Below are 17,230 nucleotides of genomic sequence, written 5' to 3' on the forward strand. Positions count from 1 at the left end.
TTCGTTCGATTCGTGGCCTGAACTCAAGCGCCGCCCAAAAGCCGGGTCAGCGCGAGCGCGACGGTCTTCGTCGCAATACGCATGTCTTCGAGCTTGACGTGTTCGTCCGCGCGATGTCCGTTCGCTTCCAGCAGCGTGCGCGGCCCCGCGCCATAGATCACGGTCGGCACGCCCGCTTCGCAATAAAGACGCGCGTCGGTATAGAGCGGCACGCCTTCGGCAGGTATGTCGATGCCCATGATCGTGAGCGCCGCGTCCTGCAATGCGTGCGTGAGACGTTCGGCGCCCGGCAGCGTGCGCATGGGCGTCGCGGCCAGCACTTCGCGCGTGGCGATGGTGATGCCCGGCAGTTCGCGCGCCGCATCGCGCACGACGCATTCCAGGCGTTCACGCGCGCGCGCCGGATCTTCCTCGGGCACGATGCGCCGGTCGAGCCGCAGCTTCACGCGGTCGGGCACGACATTGGTGTTGATGCCGCCTTCGATCAGCCCGACGACGAGCGTCGGATGCTCGATACCGGGCGTGGCCGAGCGAATCTCCTGCAACTCGCGCCGATGCGCATACAGCGCGTTCAGCACGACGGTCGCGGCTTCGAGCGCGTCGTGTCCGGTATCGGGCCGCGCCGCATGCGCCGACTTGCCGCTCACCGTGACTTCCAGATGCAGGCAGCCGTTGTGCGCAACCGTGATGGCGTAGCTGAAGCCCGCGCAGATGGCGTAATCCGGCTTGACGATGCCTTCGGCAAGCAACCATCCCGGCCCGAGCAGACCGCCGGTTTCCTCGTCGTAGGTGAGATGCAGCTCGATCGTGCCTTTGAGGTCAACGCCGCTTTCGACCAGCGCCTTCAACGCGAACGCATACGTGGCGAAATCCGACTTCGATACCGCCGCGCCGCGCCCGTATAACGCGCCCTCGCGAATCTGCGCGCCGTACGGGTCGCTCGACCACCCCTCGCCGGGCGGTACCACATCGCCATGCGCGTTGAGCGCGATGACAGGTCCAACGCCAAAGCGTTGCCGCACGACGAGATTCGTGACGCTCTGCATGCCCGCCGCCTCCACGAGCGTTTGCGGCACCGCGTGACGTTCGACTTCGAAGCCGAGCGCTTCGAGCAGCCCGGCAGTCATGTGCGCGTGCTGCGCGCAGTCGCCGGGCGGATTGTCGGAAGGTTTGCGCACGAGCGCCGCGAGAAATTCCACTTGCGCTTCGAAGCGCGTATCGATCGATTGTAAAAGCGCCTGCACGTTCGGTCTCCGCATCAGATGCGCGACGACGGCGCGTAAAACGGCTCGCGCGGCGTCTCGCTTTCGCCGGTCAGATAGCCATCATAGAACGCCTTGACGTGCGGAAACACGGCGCGCCCCAATTCGCGGCGCGCGGTCTCTTCAGGGCTGCGCGGCTGCGAGAGCGTACGCGCGATGTCTTCGAGCACCGCATCGCGATCCATACGCGTGAAGCGGCCTTCGCGATACACCACTTCGCCACCGATCATCACGGCATCGACGGCATTGGTCTTGGCGCGCATCATCAACGCGTCGAGCATGGGAATGTCGTCGTCCTGATACGGCCACGTCGCGGTCTTGTAGTTCATCAGCACGAGATCGGCGAGACGCCCCTCTTCGAGCCTGCCGATACGCGCGCCGAACGGCGTCGTACGCGCGCCGTCCTCGCTTGCCATCTTGAGAATCTGCGGGCATGTCGGCACGTCGTCGTCCATGCCCGGCGTGCGGTGAACGTTGAGCGCAAGACGCATCTCCTGAAGCATGTCGCGATCTTCGTTGATGCCCGCTTCGTCGAGCCCCATGCCGACCGTCACGCCATGCCGCGCAAACGCGTTAAGCGGCGCGACGCCGCTGCGCAGCCGGAAGTTCGAACTGCAGTTATGGCAGATGCAGGTGCCCGTATGCGCGATGGTCTCGATGTCCGCCTCGGTGAGCCAGACACCGTGGCCGAGCGTGAGCGAAGGACCGAGCAGGCCCAGATCGTTCAGATGGCCGACTGCCGTCTTGTCCGAGCGACGCCGCGCATATTCCTTTTGATACGCGGTTTCGACCAGATGCATGTGCATGGGCACGCCGTGCCGTGCCGACTTCTCCTTGAGCGCGAGCAGCGTGTCGTCGCTGCACCAGTGAAGGTTGGCCGGCGCGAGCTGAATGGCCGTTAGCGCATGGCCTTCGTTCTCGCGCGTGAGGGTATCGAAGAGTTGCAGGTAATCCGCGAGCGGAATGCGAAAACGCCGCAGATGCGCCCGCAGCTTATCGCCGGTTTCGGACGGCAGGCGGTTGCAAAAGTCGTCGTCGGCTTCGTAGACGAGCAGGTTCTGATCGCGCACCGCGAAGCTGTACGACGCGCGCATGCCGAGATCGCGATAAGCATCGAGCACGCGCGACGCGGCCTGATGGATGGCATCGAGCGGACCAGGACGCCAGCCGTGAATATGCTGCACGGTCGTGATGCCCGAGGCGATCATCTCGAAGGCGGAGTAGAGCGTGTCCAGATACAAGTCGATATCGCGTGCCCCCATGCGGCTCGCGAACCAGAGTTCGAGCGCATGGTCCGGCGAGCCGAGTTGCACCGGCGTGAGACCGACATGATGGTGGCTGTTGACGAAGCCCGGCATCAGCACCGTGTCGGGCGAACCGAGGCGCAGCGCGTGCGGATACTTCTGCACCATCGCATCGCGCGGGCCGATCTCGACGATCACGCCATCGCGTTGATACAGCGCCGCGTCGCGCACCACCTCGGCCGCATGCCGGTCGGCCGCGCCTTTCACAATCCATCCTGCCACGATCAATGATTCGGACATCGCGTTCTCTGCTCTCTCGAAGTGAATGGGGAAAATTAGAACGACGGCGTGCCGTATAGATCGGTCCGCCGATGCGCGTAATAATTGAGCCGACGCCGCGTGCGCGCGATATCCGCGTGCACGAGCGTCGCGCTCACGATGCCTGCGCCGAGCATGCCGGACCGTCGCGCGAGCACCGCTCCATCGGCCGCGATCACACACGATTCGCCGAAGTTGTCGATACGCGCGTCATCGAGAAACTCGTCACCGGCCTTGTTCGCGCACAGCACGGCGAGGCCGTTTTCGCGGGCATGCGTGCGCATTTCGCCGACGAAGAAGTCCATGTCGTCGCCGCCGCTGCCCGCCACCGGCACGATCACGAGGTCCGCGCCTTGTGCCCGCAGCGCGCGCCAGCACTCGGGAAAACGCCGGTCGTAGCAAACCAGCACGCCCACGCGCCAGACACCGACGTTCACCACATGCAGACCCGAGCCGGGCGTGAAATGCGCGGGCTCGTCATAGCCGGGCGGGGGATCGTCGCCGACGGGCAAGTGCAGCTTGCGGGCAACCGGGCTTGCATTCGCACGCAACGATAAGCCTTTGGCATCGAAGCCAAGCACAGCGTTGTGATAGCAACCGCTCGCGGGATCGTGCTCGTAGAACGGCACGATGAGCGCGGCATCGCATTCCTTTGCGAGCGCGGCCCACTTATCTGCGAAAGCGCCTTGCGCGGGATTCGCCCATTCGCGATAACGTCCCGCAGGCGAGCCCGCGAAATACGGCACCGTCGCGAGTTCCGGCAGCGCGATGAGACGCGCGCCTTCGTTTGCGGCGCGGCGGACGGCATCGAAAGCGATGGCCGCGTTGTGCGCGAGATCGGTGGTGCAGGGCGGCGATTGAATCGCGGCTACGCGAAGCACGTCGTCGGTCACTTGATGCGCTCCTGCTCCGCGAACGCGCGGTCAACTTCGTCGCGCAACAGGTCGGTCAATCGATCGGCGAGCGCGTGAAAGGCCGGGCTGCGCGAATCGCGTGGACGCGGCATGTCGACGGGAATGATCGTCTTGATCCGCCCGGGCCGCGCCGTGAACACGACGATACGATCCGCGAGCGCAATGGCTTCGTCGATATGATGCGTGACGAAGACCATCGATACGCCCGCTTGCCGCCACACCTGAATCAGAAAGTCCTGCATGCGGGCGCGCGTTTGCACATCGAGTGCGGCGAAGGGTTCATCGAGCAGCAGGATTTCCGGCTTGAGCGCAAGCGCGCGCGCCACGGCCGCGCGCTGCCGCATGCCGCCCGACAACTGATCCGGCCGCTTGTCGATGGCTTCGGAAAGTCCCACGCGTTCGAGAATCTCCTGCGCGACCTGGCGGCGGCGATCCTTCGGCACATGCTGCATCTTCAAGCCGAACGTGACGTTCTCGCCAACCGTGAGCCATGGATAAAGCGACGCCTCCTGAAACACGAGCCCGCGATCCGTGCCCGGCGCATGCACTTCCGCGCCGCCGCACACAATGCGGCCTTCGGTCGCCTGTTCGAGTCCCGCCATGAGAAAGAGCAGCGTGCTCTTGCCGCATCCGCTCGGACCCAGAAAGACGACGAACTCGCCGCGCGCTACTTCGAGGTCGATGTCGCGTAAAGCCACGAACGGTTCGCCGTCCGTCTCCCACGTCTTGCCGACGCCCGTGCAGGTCACGAGCGGTGGCTGGCCGCGGCGCTTCGGTGCAACGTCGGCAAAGGCTTGTTCGGTCATGTCATTTCCTCAGGCCGCTTTCCGGCACCCAAAACAGCACTTTGCGCTGCACGATGCGCAACAGGTAATCGAACGCGAAACCGAGCACGCCGATCAGCGTCATCGTGAAGAACGAAAGGCTCGCGTTGAAGGTATTGCGCGAGAGCATCACCACTTGTCCGAGCCCGCTGCCCACGCCGGTCGCCTCCGCAATCAGCACGACCATCCACGCGCCGAACAGGTTCATGCGCAGCACCATGAAAAGCGACGGCAGAATCGCGGGCAGGATCACATGGCGAAACGTCTGCGCGCGCGTGGCGCCCATTACGGCGGCCACGTTCAGCTGCGTGCGGCTCACGCTGTCTATTTGTCCGATGGTCGATACCGTCATCACGAAGAAAAGCGAGATGAAGACCATGAACACCGCTGGCCCATTGCCGATGCCGAACAGAAAGATCGCGACAGGCAGCCACGCAATGGGCGAGATCGGCGCAAGCAGCGTGATGGTGGGCAGCGTGAGATTGCCGAAGAGACGAAAGTAACGGATGGCCACGCCCATCGCCACCGCGCAGACGAAGCCGAGCGTGAGACCTGCGAGCACGCGCAAGGTAGTCGCGACGATGGTCATCGCCAGCGCGCCGAAGGCCGTGCCGCTCGACTGCTCGCCGATCACATCGCTCGACAAAAAGTACTGCGCCTGCGAGCCGAAGTTGCGCAAAAAGATATGCGGCGGCGGCAGCAAGAGTGGATCGGCCCAGTGCAGCGCCCAGGCCGCCTCCCACACGGCGATGAAGCACGCAAGCGAAGCGATGCCCCACAGAAGCGGCACGATGCGCGCAAGGAGCGGCGCGCGCCGCGCCCGCGCACGTCCATCGGCGGTCTTGTCGCTCGCGCGCTTCAGGCGGGAAGTGGCGTATCCCATGAGGCTGCTCATGCGGTCTTTCGCTGCAATTGCGCGTACAGGTCGCCGTTTTCCTTGATGACTTCGGTGAGCGGCCCCCAGTCGAACATGTCCTTGCCTGGCAGCTTCTTGATGTAGCGAAGCTCCTTCAGATTTTCCGCGCGGCCGAGGATGAACGCTTCGTTGCCACGCTGATCGATCATCGGCGGCTGCTTGGTGGCGGCGTCGAGCGTGGCGTCGTAGCTCGTCTTGAAGTATTTGCCGACGGTGTCCTTCACGGCGGTCGCGCGATCCTGTTCTTCCTGATGCTGCGCGACCATCATGGCCTTGATGAGCGACTTCACGGCATCGCGATTCTCGTGCAGCAACTTCTCGCGCACCGCGAGCACGCAGTCGGAATAGTTCGCGCCGTACACATCGACGCCATTTGAAAGCATGACCGAACCCGCGCGCGACTTCAGCGCCTGCGTGGCATACGGCTCGATATGGCACATCGCATCGATATTGCCCGCGATGAACGCCTGCGCCAGCTCCGGCGACGTGCCGAAGTAGCGCACCTTGACGTCCTTGAAGCTCATGCCCGCTTTCTTCAGATAGTCGTAGGGCAGCATTTCGAGCGTATCGGCCTGGAACGTGCCGATGGTCTTGCCGCGCAACTGCTCCGCCGACGTGATGCCCGGCTGCGCGACGATCACGCAGCCCTGCACGCCCGATCCCGCGACGACCTTGATGGGCGCGCCCGCATCGTAGAGCGTCATGAAGTTGGTGTACGGCACGACGCTCACATCCACCACGCCCGCGCCGAAGAGCGCCGCGATGTCGGCATTGGTCGGCGTGGTCACGAAATCGAGCGTCACGCCTTGCGCCAGATTGCGCTCCTTCACGAGAAAGAACGGGCAATTACAGAGGCCCGTGCCGTGCGTCGCCTTGAGCGTGAGACCGCCGGCCGCGCTGGCGTTGGTGAGCCATGCGCCGCCGAGCATCGCGCCGCCCGCCATGCAGGCACTGCGCGCAAGAAAGTCGCGCCGCTCGTGGCTGACCGCGCTAAGACGCAGCGATGCCGCGTTTTTATCGATGAATTTCCTGAACATCGTGATATCCCCGTCAAATTGAACAAAGGCGTTTCATTGGAAAATCGGTCCGGACTTGAACAAGCCGTCGAGCAGATCGAGGGCGAAGATGTCGCTTAGGCGCGGCGTGATACGCATGCGTCCAAGCGCTTCGAGTGCCGATGCCCGCGCGAGCACGCTGGCGCGTAACGGCCGAATGTCGACATCGGATGGCTGACGCGCCATGCCCGCGAGCAACTCGTCATGCGAAAACTCGGGCCATCGATGCGCACTCGCGCGCAACGCGGCGTGCGGATCGCGCTCTATGAGCGCTTGCGCTTCGAGCATGCCGGCGAGCACTTCGCGCACGATGTCCGGCTGTGCCACGAGAAAACTTTCACGCGCGACGAGCAGTGTGTCGGGATAGTCGCCGCCCCATGCTTCTATGCCGTCGCAGAGCACATCGAAGCCTTGCGCCACGAAGCGCGAGATATACGGTTCCACCAGCGTCAACGCGGCAATGCGGCCGGCGAGCAGATCGCTGGCGGCGGCGGTCAGCGAGCCGAAGTGCACACACTCGACCTCGCTCATGCCGACGCCGTAAATGCGCAAGGCGTCGTAGAGCAGGGCTTCCATGGGGTCGTCGGCGAAGGTGCCCACGCGCTGGCCGCGCAGTGCCTCGACGGTCAAACCGCCTTGCCCGACCAGCGCCATGCCGAGCTTGCCGCTGCCGCCGACGATGCGCAGCGGATCGGGCAACGCGTGATCGACTAACGCTTGCGTGAAGCCCGTGGTGCCGAGTTGCGCCGCACCGGTACGCAACAGCGCGGCCGTCGATTTGAATTCGGCCAGCTCTGGTGCTTCGGCGTGAAGTCCGCGCGCTTCGAGCAAGCCCGCGTCGATGGCGACGAAGAGCGGCAGATTGGAAAGCGCACCGCCGTGCGCCAGCAACAACTTTCGCATCGTGTTCCCAGTGGTCGGGTTCGTTCCGTGAGACGTCGCGCAGCGCTTAGAGGCATCGCCCGAGAGCTTTAGCGAAGACCGTGCCACTTTTGCATACGTAAGTTGACGTTAACCGCGACTGCCTTTGTTTACTAGCGATGCAGATTATTGACTACAAAATCAGCTACGTTTGTATACGAGACTTGCTGCGGTTCAATTGGACCATTTCGCACCATCGGCGTGTAACGCTGCACCTTCGCGATGCTTTTTGGCACCAACAATGCTGCTTTTTGCTTGGTTTGTTCGGCGCTTCACAGTGCTGATACATACAATCCCGATTTGAATCGTATGCAATCTAAGCGGATAATCGCGCCAGGAATACCGCAGGACTCAGGAAGACCTCATGCCCACAGACAAGAAACGAAGCGCATCGAATGAACTCGACGTCAAAGGGTCATTCGATGGCGTTCAACGCAATCCCATCTACGAACGGTTGATGAACGCCATCGCCGAACATCGCCTGCATCCGGGGACGAAGCTCGCGGAAGACCGGCTCGCCGCCATCTTCGGCGTGAGCCGCACGGTGGTGCGCGCGGTGCTGCAACAGCTTTCGCATGAACTGGTGGTGACTATCGTGCCGAACCGGGGCGCGTTTATCGCGAGCCCGACGGTGGAAGAAGCGCGCGAACTTTTCGAGGCGCGGCGGCAGATAGAACTGCCCGTGGTCGAGAAGGTTTGCCGGTCCGCGACGAAGAAGGACATTGCGTCATTGAGGGCGCATGTCGCGCGCGAGGAAGATGCACGCAAGCGCAATGACCGGCGCACCGCTGTACGGCTCTCGGGGGAGTTTCATGTGTTGCTGGCGCAGCTTGGCGGCAATCGCTTCATCGAGCGCACCATGCGCGGCCTGCAGATGCTCACGTGTCTGACCATCCTGCTCTACAACGCGCCGACCTCGGAGGCGTGTCCGCACGACGAGCACGCGCGCTTGATCGATGCGCTCGAAGCCGGCAACGTCAAGCTGGCGCAAAAGCTCATGGTCGAGCATCTCGCGCACATCGAAGCTACTCTGCGGCTGCATACGGCGGAAGAAGAGGAGGACGATCTCGAAGCTATCCTGCTGCGTGGCGCGTAGCGTGCGATGTGTGCGATGCGTGCCGGGCGCGCGCTTTTGAACCGCGCGATACCGCACGCTCCACATTAATTTTCCGGCTTTAATGACTTCAGGGCGGCGCAGTATAGTGTGGCTGCAAGCGCCTCGCTTGCGGCGTCCTTCGAGACGCCCCACACGAATCATCACAGCAAAGGACGTCCGATGAGACTCCGCGTTGGCTACGATCTTGCCTATGAGTGTCCGCAGCCGACACCCATGATGCTGATGCTCAACACGCATTACTCGCATGCCAACGATGTGATCGTGGCGGACGTGCTTGCCACCAATCCGCCGGTGCCGATTACTCAGTATCGCGATGGTTTCGGTAATTTGTGCAGCCGGATCGTGGCGCCGCCGGGGCGTTTCGAACTGTCGACTTCCGCATTGCTCAATGTATCGGGCGAGTTCGAAACGCGTCCCGTGGATGGCCGGCAACACGCGGTGGAAGAACTGCCCGACGAGTGCCTCGTCTTTCTCCTCGGCAGCCGGTACTGCGAAACCGATCTGCTATCGGAAGCCGCCTGGCAACTCTTCGGCAACTCCGCGCCGGGCGCGGCCCGCGTGCAGGCAATCTGCGACTTCGCGCATCATCACATCACGTTCGGCTATCACCATGCGCGCCCGACCAAGACGGCCTGGGAGGCTTACCAGGAGCGCGTGGGCGTGTGCCGCGACTTCGCGCATCTCGCGGTGACGCTGTGCCGCGCGCTGAATATTCCGGCACGTTACTGCACCGGCTATATCAGCGATGTCGGCTTGCCGCCGCCTTATGCGCCGATGGATTTCGCGGCGTGGTTCGAGGCCTATGTCGGCGGCACGTGGCAGGTCTTCGACCCGCGCAATAACGCGCCGCGCGTTGGCCGCGTGCTGATGGCGTACGGCCGCGATGCCGCCGATGTCGCGCTTAGCAACACGTTCGGGCAGACCACGCTCGTCAATTTTCATGTCGTTTGCGAGCCCGAGCAGGGCTATTAGAGGCGCGCCGCACGAATAGTCTGCATGGTCGGGAATGCTCAATGCTCGAATAGATGTATTAGCCATTAAAAAAGCGAGCACCATCATGCGCAAGCACCTGCCCCGTCTCCTTGTTGCGGACGACGATGCCGCCATTCGTGCGGCCTGCGCTTCAGCACTATCGCTCGAAGGCTACGATGTCCATACGGCCCAAAACGGTTGCGCCGCGCTGGCCGAGATTCGCCGGTGGCGGCCCGAGATTGCCCTGATCGATGTCGAAATGCCGCTCATGGACGGGCGCGAGGTTGCGCGTCAGTTGCGCCAGGCCGACGAGCACAAACTGACGCTCCTGATCGCCGTGACCGCGTTGTCTTCGATGGCGGAACGCGCGGCATCGATACGCGCCGGTTTCAATTACCACTTCACGAAGCCGCTCAGGTTGAGCGCGCTACTCGAAACGCTGGCGCTTCACGCCAGTTCGCTAAAAAGCGCCCGCTGATTCGAGCGCCGTCGTCAAACCGAATGGCGCGCCAGGTTGATGGTGAAGATACACCCGACGCCCGGAAGGTTCGCCACGCTCAGCACGCCGCCATATGTCTCGACGATCTTCTTGGAAATCGACAAGCCCAGGCCCAGGCCGCTCTTGTCGGCGGATTGCTGCGTGAAAGGTTCGAACATGGTGAGCGTGGAGTCGGGCGGAAGTCCGCCGCAATGGTCCTTCACGTCCATTAGAATGCGGCCGGCCACGGCATAAGCGTTGAGCGACACTTCGCTTTGCGGGCGCGTGAACTTGAACGCGTTTTGCAGCAGATTGCCGAGTGCCGAATAAAGCGCATCGCGGTCGGCGCTGACGGCAAGCGTGCTGTCGACGGGAGACACCGTGAATTTCACACCTCGCACTTGCGCTGCTAGTTCAGCCGCGTGCGCTACCTCGGTAATGAAGTCGGCCAACGAAAACGTCGCCGCCGACGTCCCGCCGTCCGCCAATTCCTTGACGTCCGCAATGGAGCCGTCGATTAGCGTGCGCAGCGAAGCCAGGCCACGCTGAAGTACCGTTCCCGTGGCGCCCGTCAGGCTCAGACTTCCGGTTCTTGCGGCTTCGAAGGCCGTTGTCGCGATGGACAGTGCGTTTCTCAGTTCGTGTGCAAGTTCACCCGCCCGTTCCTGAGCGGCGCGCTGTTGTTCCTGATTTGTGCTTTGCGCGCGTTGATAACTGAATTCGGTGACAGCCTTCGCAATAGCGTTATCGAGACAGCGGTTTAACGTCCGATATTCATTGATCTGGAATGGCACATCGCGCTCGTGCGCCAAATCGGTAATGGCCTGACAAAGATCGCCGTAATCGTGCACGACCTGAGCGATCGTATAACCGAGCAAATGCAGCGCGTGACCATGCTGTCCGGCCGTTGCGCCCATCTCCGATTCCGTCATGATGCCGCCGGCCGCACCCGATACCGCGCGACTCGCGAGCGGATCGCTGCCTTGCTCGATGCGCAGCGTCTTGATCAATTGGTCGAGAAACATCGGTACGCCGTTTTCGAGCTGCGCATCGGAGGCTGCGCGCGTCGGGCGGCTCGCGACCTTGGCTCGACACCGCTCCACCAGCTCTGAGCGATTATTGGAGAGGAAGTTGTGCATCATGGCCTATGTCCTTGGCGCCACGCGCGTGACCGGCCGGCCATGTGGAGGAAGCAGCTTTGCCAGTGAGAGTGCAAGTCAAAAGGAGCAATGCTCGAACAAAACCGAGCGATCCGAGCGGAACCAAGGAGCGCCTTGCGCGCTCGCGCTGCAATGCTACGCAGCCGGCTCCCGAGAAAAACTTATTTGATTCCGCGCGTCCAATGTTGCAAATCCGTGAGTGGATTCACCGTGCGCTTTGCGAGATTGATAACCGCAGCCGGCTTTTCGTCGGCCGCAGATCGTTTTAGTTCTTTGCAATAGGTTCATTATCACGCAGCTCGCACGCGAGCCGCGCACCACGTCTGTCGCATCCTTTAAATAAGCGGGAATCACCTGTTATTCAGCACACAGCGTATTTATTCACGGCTTGCACGTTCAAACCCGCTGAATAACGTTTAACGCGCGATGCGCAAACCTTTGCGGTGCATGGCAGCGCAGATCGATCAGCTATTTGCCGCACGGTTATCCGTAAAACTTTGGTACCGCATGAGCGTGCTCTGTCACAATGTCGCGGATGAGGAGGGAAGCCGTGAATAGACCACTTTTACCGGCGGATTCGCGAGAGGCACTGGCGCGCGACATGGGCGCCGTGGCTGGAATCGGCGCGGTGCCGTCGATACTCAAGATGATCTGCGACGAAACTGGAATGGGTTTCGCGGCCGTCGCGCGCGTCACCGACTCGACCTGGACGGCGTGCGCCGTTCAGGACAACATCAATTTCGGACTGGTGCCGGGCGGACAACTCGAACTGCGCACCACGCTCTGCTCGGAATCGCGGGCCTCGCGTGCGCCGATCATCGTCGATCGATTCAGCAGCGACACCACGTATCGCGATCATCACACACCCGCCATTTACGGTCTCGAAAGCTATATTTCCGTGCCTATCGTTTTGCCGGACGGCGAGTATTTCGGCAACCTCTGCGCAGTCGATCCGCGTCCGGCGAAGGTATCCGAGCCGCGCGTCGTGCGCATGTTCGAGGTGTTCGCAAATCTCATCGGCATGCAGCTCGCCAGCGAAAAGCGGCAATGGTCCACTGAAGCGCAACTGTTCGACGAGCGCGAGACGGCGCATCTTCGGGAGCAGTTCATCGCGGTATTGGGTCACGATTTGCGCAATCCGTTGAGCGCCGTGAGCGCGAATGGCGAATTGTTGAGCCGGCGCAAGAGCGAGCCGGATCTCGTCGGTATCGGCAATCGGCTCAAGGCGACGGCGGCGCGCATGGCGCGGCTGATCGACGACGTGCTCGATCTCGCGCGCGGCCGTCTCGGCTCGGGCATGTCGGTTAGCATCGTCGCGGTGGATGACATCGCGCCTTACCTGCGCGCGGTCGTCGACGAGCTTTGCGTGGCGAACCCGTCGCGCGCGGTGAATCGCGCCATACAGGTTGATTCCGCGGTCAGTTGCGATCTCGTCCGCATTCAGCAGTTGCTTTCAAACCTGCTCGGCAACGCGATGACTCACGGCGGCGCCGATACGCCCGTCACGGTGGAGATTGCGGTAGAGCGCGATCACCTCACGCTGTCGGTGACCAATGGCGGCGAGCCTATCGCGCCGGAGACGCTCTCAAAAGTGTTCGAGCCTTATTGGCGTCCCGCGACGAGCGCGCCGGGCGGCGGGCTCGGACTCGGGCTCTATATCTGCAAGCAGATCGTCTCGGCGCACGGCGGAACGCTCGGAGTGGAATCGAGCGCCGAGATCGGCACGAGATTCACCGCGCGCATTCCGGTTCGCGCACGAGACGCCGGCTTCTAAACGGCTCAATGCGCCGCCGCAAGCTGGTTCGCGTCATCTCCCTGTTGCCAGCCGAGGCCAAGACTCTTTTGTAGCGACACGAAGTCTTTGAGCAATTCGCCCTGCGCCGCAACCACGTCCTGCTGCGCGGCGAACTGCGTGCGCTGCGCATCGAGCAGATCGATCAAGGTCGACACGCCGGCCTTGTAGCGCTGACGCACGAGGATGGCGGCGCGCTCCGACGACGCATTGACCTCTTCGAGCCGCACTAGATGCTCGCGCTGATAGCCGTAGCGCGCGAGCGCCGAATTGGCGTCCTTGAGCGCGGCCAGCACGGTCTTTTCATAACGCGCCTCGGCTTCGTCGCGCGAAGCCTTCGCGGTATCCACGCTCGCCGCCGTGCGGCCGAAGTCCAGCACGTTCCATTGCAGATACGGCACGCCGAGCCACGAGAAATTCTGCTTGCGCAGCAAATGTCCCGGGTCCGACGCCGTGAAGCCGATATCGCCGAGCAACGTCACCTTCGGAAAATAGTCCGCGACATGCTCGCCGATCTGCGCATTGCTCGATGCGAGGCGCCGTTCCGCCGCGCGGATGTCCGGGCGCTGTTGCAGCATCGCCGATGGCTCGCCAATAGCCACCGAAGCTGGCAAGTCGGGCAAGGGCGCGGCCTCACCGAGTTGCGCGTCCAGCGCGCCGGGCGCGCGGCCCGTGAGCACGGCGAGTTGATCCAGCGAATCGGTGATCTGCACCTGCAACGGCACGAGCGTCGCGCGCGTGGTATCCACTTGCGTCGTGAGGCGCTCGACATCCACGTCGGCCGCCGTGCCGCGCGCGCGGCGCTGCTCGGTGAGCGTGAGCATTTGCTGCTGATATTCGGCGGTGCTGCGGCCGAGCGCGAGACGTCGTTGCTGGTCGCGCAAGCCGACGTAGGCGGACGCGACTTCCGCCGCGAGCGACACCTGCGTGTCGGCGAGATCCGCTTTGACGGCGTCGGCTTCGTCGGATGCCGCTTCGACCGCGCGACGCGTGCCGCCGAAGAGATCGAGTTCCCACGAGGCGTCGAAGCCGGCGGTGTAGAAGTCGAGCGGACCACGCCCGCTGGATGTCGCCGTGCCCTGATCCGAACCTCCCGCATTGGATGCCGCGAAGCTGCCGAGATCGGGCGAGCGCATACGCAACGCCGCCGCCGATGCCGACGCCTTCGGCATGCCGTTGGCCTCTTGCCCGCGCAATTGCGAGCGCGCTTGCCGCAGTTTCGCCTGCGCGATTTTCACATCGGGATTGCTGGAAAGCGCTGCATCGACAAGATCGTTCAGTTTCGGGTCGTTCAGCGCGAGCCACCACTTGGCGGGTGCATGCGAGACGTCGACGCCCTGCTGCGGCGTACGCACGAACGTCCCGCTTTTGAGCGATTCCGCCGCGATATCCGGCGCGCCACGGTAATCCGGGCCCACCGTGCACGCGGAGCAAATGAGCGCAAGCAAGAACGGCATGGCGCGCCTGCTGCGGAAGGAGTTGAGAGACATCGTTGAATCAGTCATGACATTAGTGGCCGGCGGATGGCGTTTCGCCAGCCTGATGACGCGGCGTTTTGAGCAGAAGGGCGAGCGGCACGCAGGCCAGCAACGCGATCGCGAGGATGAAGAAGGTTTCGGAGTAGGTCATGACGATGGCTTGCTGGCCGATCTGCACGGACAATTGCCCGAGCGCCTGCATCTTGGCGTGCGCCATGTCGCCGCCTTGCGCGAAAAATCCCGCCGCGTTGGCCGCGAGCCGGTCCTGGCCGAGCACCGAATTGGCCGTGAGCGTCTCGCGGATGGCCTCGCCGTGAAAGTCATTACGCCGGTCGATGACCGTCCCAATGATCGCGAGCCCGACCGATCCGCCGAGGTTGCGCGCCATGTTGTAGAGGCCCGCGGCATCGCCGGATTCCTCGCGCGAGACCGCGGCCATGGAGGCTTGATTGAGCGGCATCATTGCGAGCATCTGGCCGAAGCCGCGCAAAATTTGCGAGGCGTAGAAGTCGTGTCCGACGCTTTGCGCCGTCAGCGATATGTCGAGCAGACAGCTCGCCGCGAAGAACAACAAGCCGGTGATGACGAGCACGCGGAAGTCGAACTTGCCGAGCAGACGCGGCAACACGGGCATGATGAGAAACGCCGGCACGCCTGACACCAGCATGATCGAGCCGGACTGCAACGCGTTGTATCCCGCGACGATGCTCAGGAACTGCGGCAGCAGAAACGACACGCAGTAAAGCCCCGCGCCGACCGCGAAGACAATGAGAATCACGCTTGCATAGCGCGGATTGCGCAACAGAGACAGCCGCACGATAGGCCGCTTCGCGAAGACTTGCGACAGCGCGATCAGCAAAAAGCCGAATGCGGTGACGCACGTGAGCAAGACGATCTCAGTCGACTCGAACCACTGATTGCGCTGACCTTCTTCGAGCACGACGGTAAGCGAACTCAGCCCGATGGCGAGTCCCGCGATGCCGAGCCAGTCCGCCTTGAAGAAGGCGTCCCACTGCGGCTTTTCCTGCGGCAGACCGGTGATCAGCAACGCGATCAGCGCGACGCCCACGGGGATGTTGAGAAAGAAGCACCACGACCATGAAATGTTCTCCGCGAGCCAGCCGCCGAGCACGGGACCGAGCAACGGCCCGAGCAGCACGATCAGCCCGAAGATGGTCATGCCCACGGGCATCTGCTCGCGCGGCAGCCGCGTGCGGATGATGGTCTGCGCCGTGGGAATCATCGCGCCGCCGGTGAAGCCTTGGCCGATGCGGCCGGCGATCATCATGGGCAACGAGTGCGAGAAGCCGCACATCACCGAGAACAAGGTGAAGAGCGTTGCATTGCTCAGGAGGAAGTTGCGCAGGCCGAAAACGCGCGTGAGCCACGCGGCGAGTGGAATCATCACGATTTCGGACATCAGATAGCCCGTCGAGATCCACGTGCCTTCGGTGCCCGTCGCACCGATTTCGCCCTGAATTTGCGGCAACGCCGAGTTGGTGATGGAGATGTCGAGCGTGGCCATCAGCGCGCCGAGCGCGCCTGCCGTGACGGCGATCCAGTCGCCGGCGCTCGCGCGCGCGGCACGGGCCTCAGTCATGACTGTTCTCTTCGGCGATATGGCGGCTGTCGTCGGTGGCGGAGCGCGTGTCGACATCGACGGTGACGGACAGACCCGGCAACAGCACCTTGCGCGTTTGCGGACCCGTATCCACGCGAATACGCACCGGCACGCGCTGCACGATCTTCGTGAAGTTGCCGGTGGCATTTTCCGGCGGCAAGAGCGCGAACTGCGCGCCAGTGCCCGGCGAGAAACTCTCGACCACGCCATGCAGATCGGCGCCCTTGATGGCGTCGACATGCAGCGTGGCCGGCTGGCCTACGCGCATGCGGCCCACTTGAGTTTCCTTGAAGTTCGCTTCGAGATAGAGCGCTTCGACCGGGACGATGGTCATGAGCCGCGTGCCCGGCTGCACATACTGACCGACGCGCACGCTGCGGTCGCCTACGCGCCCCGCGAGCGGGCTATAAAGCGTGGTGTCGTGCACGTCGAGGCTGGACTGATCCAGTTGCGCCTGTGCGGCTTCCATCTGTGCCTTCGCCTGCACGATTTGCGCTTCGGTCGCGCCGATCTGCGTGCTGGCCGAACGCGCCGCCGCAAGATTCGCGGCGAGCGTGGCGCGCGCCTGATCGCGCGTGCTGACGAGATTGGCAAGACGTTCGGCGGTTTCCGCGCCGCTCGCGGCAAGTGGCTCGTAGCGGCGCACGTCGGCTTCGGCTTGCCGCAAACTCACGCGCGATACCTCCGCTTGCGCCTTCGCCTGTTCTGCGTTGGCCTGCTGCTGTTTGACTTCGGCCTCGGCACGGAGGATGTCGGCGGCGCGGGCGTCGAGCGTAGCCTTGGCCTGATCGAGTTGCGCCTGATACTGCCGCGTGTCCAACCGCGCGACCGGCGCGCCGGCGGCGACCGTCTGATTGTCCGCGACGAGCACTTCGGTGACGTAGCCGCTCACCTTCGGCGCGACGGTCACGCTGTCGGCCTTGAGATAGGCGTCGTCCGTGGTTTCGATGAAGCGGCCGACCGTCCACCAGCGCACGCCCCATGCGATGCCGACTACCACCGCGACGATACCGACGACGATAAGCACGCCCTTGCGCGAAGGCTTGCGCGTGGTGGTGTCGTTGATCTTGCCGCTATCGGCGGGCGCTTCTGCTGCCATGTTTCTCTCCAACGTTTAACGCGACCGCGAGATAATTACGCGTGTAAGGCAAGCAATCG

The 17,230-nt window shown here is 63.2% G+C and carries 15 protein-coding genes; 4 read left to right on the forward strand and 11 right to left on the reverse strand.

What is annotated here, in order from left to right; translation table 11 throughout:
- Positions 1–23: 23 nt before the first annotated feature.
- From P9250_RS03915 to P9250_RS03945, 7 genes are read right to left on the reverse strand one after another with little or no spacing between them, the layout of a single operon-like run.
- Positions 24–1,259 (reverse strand): ArgE/DapE family deacylase, encoded by a 1,236-nt coding sequence (locus P9250_RS03915; RefSeq protein ID WP_409014788.1) that lies wholly within the window; start codon positions 1,257–1,259, stop codon positions 24–26.
- The gene (locus P9250_RS03920; protein WP_310391202.1) at positions 1,259–2,806 is read right to left on the reverse strand and encodes an amidohydrolase family protein; all 1,548 of its coding nucleotides are present in this window, start codon (positions 2,804–2,806) and stop codon (positions 1,259–1,261) included. Before P9250_RS03920 ends, P9250_RS03915 begins: the two co-directional genes overlap by 1 nt.
- 35 nt (positions 2,807–2,841) lie before the next feature.
- Complete coding sequence (locus tag P9250_RS03925; protein WP_310391204.1) at positions 2,842–3,717, reverse strand: carbon-nitrogen hydrolase family protein; 876 nt, start codon at positions 3,715–3,717, stop codon at positions 2,842–2,844.
- Positions 3,714–4,544, reverse strand: a complete 831-nt coding sequence (locus P9250_RS03930) for an ABC transporter ATP-binding protein (protein ID WP_244831179.1) — start codon at positions 4,542–4,544, stop codon at positions 3,714–3,716. The genes P9250_RS03925 and P9250_RS03930 overlap by 4 nt, the downstream gene beginning before the upstream one ends.
- 1 nt (position 4,545) lies before the next feature.
- Positions 4,546–5,457: an ABC transporter permease gene (locus P9250_RS03935; protein ID WP_250467868.1), complete on the reverse strand. Its 912-nt coding sequence runs from the start codon at positions 5,455–5,457 to the stop codon at positions 4,546–4,548.
- Positions 5,454–6,515: an ABC transporter substrate-binding protein gene (locus tag P9250_RS03940; protein ID WP_250511699.1), complete on the reverse strand. Its 1,062-nt coding sequence runs from the start codon at positions 6,513–6,515 to the stop codon at positions 5,454–5,456. The genes P9250_RS03935 and P9250_RS03940 overlap by 4 nt, the downstream gene beginning before the upstream one ends.
- Positions 6,516–6,548: 33 nt before the next feature.
- On the reverse strand, positions 6,549–7,436 hold the full coding sequence (locus tag P9250_RS03945) for an ABC transporter substrate-binding protein (protein ID WP_310391210.1): 888 nt from the start codon (positions 7,434–7,436) through the stop codon (positions 6,549–6,551).
- Between the two features lie 382 nt (positions 7,437–7,818).
- On the opposite strand from P9250_RS03945, the gene P9250_RS03950 reads away from it, so the two are divergent.
- The 3 genes from P9250_RS03950 (at position 7,819) to P9250_RS03960 (ending at position 10,021) form a co-directional block, all read left to right on the forward strand.
- A complete protein-coding gene (locus tag P9250_RS03950) occupies positions 7,819–8,550 on the forward strand; it encodes a GntR family transcriptional regulator (protein ID WP_250493916.1) in 732 nt (243 codons plus the stop codon).
- Between the two features lie 180 nt (positions 8,551–8,730).
- Complete coding sequence (locus tag P9250_RS03955) at positions 8,731–9,543, forward strand: transglutaminase family protein (RefSeq protein ID WP_250493917.1); 813 nt, start codon at positions 8,731–8,733, stop codon at positions 9,541–9,543.
- 85 nt (positions 9,544–9,628) lie between these two features.
- The gene (locus P9250_RS03960; protein WP_250467872.1) at positions 9,629–10,021 is read left to right on the forward strand and encodes a response regulator; all 393 of its coding nucleotides are present in this window, start codon (positions 9,629–9,631) and stop codon (positions 10,019–10,021) included.
- A 14-nt stretch (positions 10,022–10,035) separates the two neighbouring features.
- On the opposite strand, the gene P9250_RS03965 is transcribed toward P9250_RS03960, so the two are convergent.
- Positions 10,036–11,163 (reverse strand): sensor histidine kinase KdpD, encoded by a 1,128-nt coding sequence (locus P9250_RS03965; protein ID WP_250527182.1) that lies wholly within the window; start codon positions 11,161–11,163, stop codon positions 10,036–10,038.
- A gap of 568 nt (positions 11,164–11,731) precedes the next feature.
- Between P9250_RS03965 and P9250_RS03970 the strand changes: the two genes are divergently transcribed.
- A complete protein-coding gene (locus tag P9250_RS03970; RefSeq protein ID WP_309847486.1) occupies positions 11,732–12,955 on the forward strand; it encodes a GAF domain-containing sensor histidine kinase in 1,224 nt (407 codons plus the stop codon).
- Positions 12,956–12,960: 5 nt separating this feature from the next.
- On the opposite strand, the gene P9250_RS03975 is transcribed toward P9250_RS03970, so the two are convergent.
- Genes P9250_RS03975 through P9250_RS03985 form a run of 3 tightly spaced genes read right to left on the reverse strand, consistent with a single transcriptional unit; the run spans position 12,961 to position 17,171 of the window.
- Positions 12,961–14,463, reverse strand: a complete 1,503-nt coding sequence (locus P9250_RS03975; RefSeq protein WP_310391214.1) for an efflux transporter outer membrane subunit — start codon at positions 14,461–14,463, stop codon at positions 12,961–12,963.
- 19 nt (positions 14,464–14,482) lie between these two features.
- On the reverse strand, positions 14,483–16,051 hold the full coding sequence (locus P9250_RS03980) for an MDR family MFS transporter (protein ID WP_244831189.1): 1,569 nt from the start codon (positions 16,049–16,051) through the stop codon (positions 14,483–14,485).
- Positions 16,044–17,171 (reverse strand): HlyD family secretion protein, encoded by a 1,128-nt coding sequence (locus P9250_RS03985; RefSeq protein ID WP_244831190.1) that lies wholly within the window; start codon positions 17,169–17,171, stop codon positions 16,044–16,046. The genes P9250_RS03980 and P9250_RS03985 overlap by 8 nt, the downstream gene beginning before the upstream one ends.
- Positions 17,172–17,230: the final 59 nt, after the last annotated feature.

The organism is Caballeronia sp. LP006, assembly GCF_031450995.1.
GTDB lineage: Bacteria > Pseudomonadota > Gammaproteobacteria > Burkholderiales > Burkholderiaceae > Caballeronia.

Coding starts and splice junctions, on each gene's coding strand:
- P9250_RS03930 (WP_244831179.1), bottom strand. CDS start 4,544: ATGACCGAACAAGCCTTTGCCGACGTTGCACCGAAGCGCCGCGGCCAG.
- P9250_RS03955 (WP_250493917.1), top strand. CDS start 8,731: ATGAGACTCCGCGTTGGCTACGATCTTGCCTATGAGTGTCCGCAGCCG.
- P9250_RS03980 (WP_244831189.1), bottom strand. CDS start 16,051: ATGACTGAGGCCCGTGCCGCGCGCGCGAGCGCCGGCGACTGGATCGCC.
- P9250_RS03985 (WP_244831190.1), bottom strand. CDS start 17,171: ATGGCAGCAGAAGCGCCCGCCGATAGCGGCAAGATCAACGACACCACC.
- P9250_RS03965 (WP_250527182.1), bottom strand. CDS start 11,163: ATGATGCACAACTTCCTCTCCAATAATCGCTCAGAGCTGGTGGAGCGG.
- P9250_RS03960 (WP_250467872.1), top strand. CDS start 9,629: ATGCGCAAGCACCTGCCCCGTCTCCTTGTTGCGGACGACGATGCCGCC.
- P9250_RS03975 (WP_310391214.1), bottom strand. CDS start 14,463: ATGTCTCTCAACTCCTTCCGCAGCAGGCGCGCCATGCCGTTCTTGCTT.
- P9250_RS03950 (WP_250493916.1), top strand. CDS start 7,819: ATGCCCACAGACAAGAAACGAAGCGCATCGAATGAACTCGACGTCAAA.
- P9250_RS03920 (WP_310391202.1), bottom strand. CDS start 2,806: ATGTCCGAATCATTGATCGTGGCAGGATGGATTGTGAAAGGCGCGGCC.
- P9250_RS03935 (WP_250467868.1), bottom strand. CDS start 5,457: ATGAGCAGCCTCATGGGATACGCCACTTCCCGCCTGAAGCGCGCGAGC.
- P9250_RS03940 (WP_250511699.1), bottom strand. CDS start 6,515: ATGTTCAGGAAATTCATCGATAAAAACGCGGCATCGCTGCGTCTTAGC.
- P9250_RS03915 (WP_409014788.1), bottom strand. CDS start 1,259: ATGCGGAGACCGAACGTGCAGGCGCTTTTACAATCGATCGATACGCGC.
- P9250_RS03945 (WP_310391210.1), bottom strand. CDS start 7,436: ATGCGAAAGTTGTTGCTGGCGCACGGCGGTGCGCTTTCCAATCTGCCG.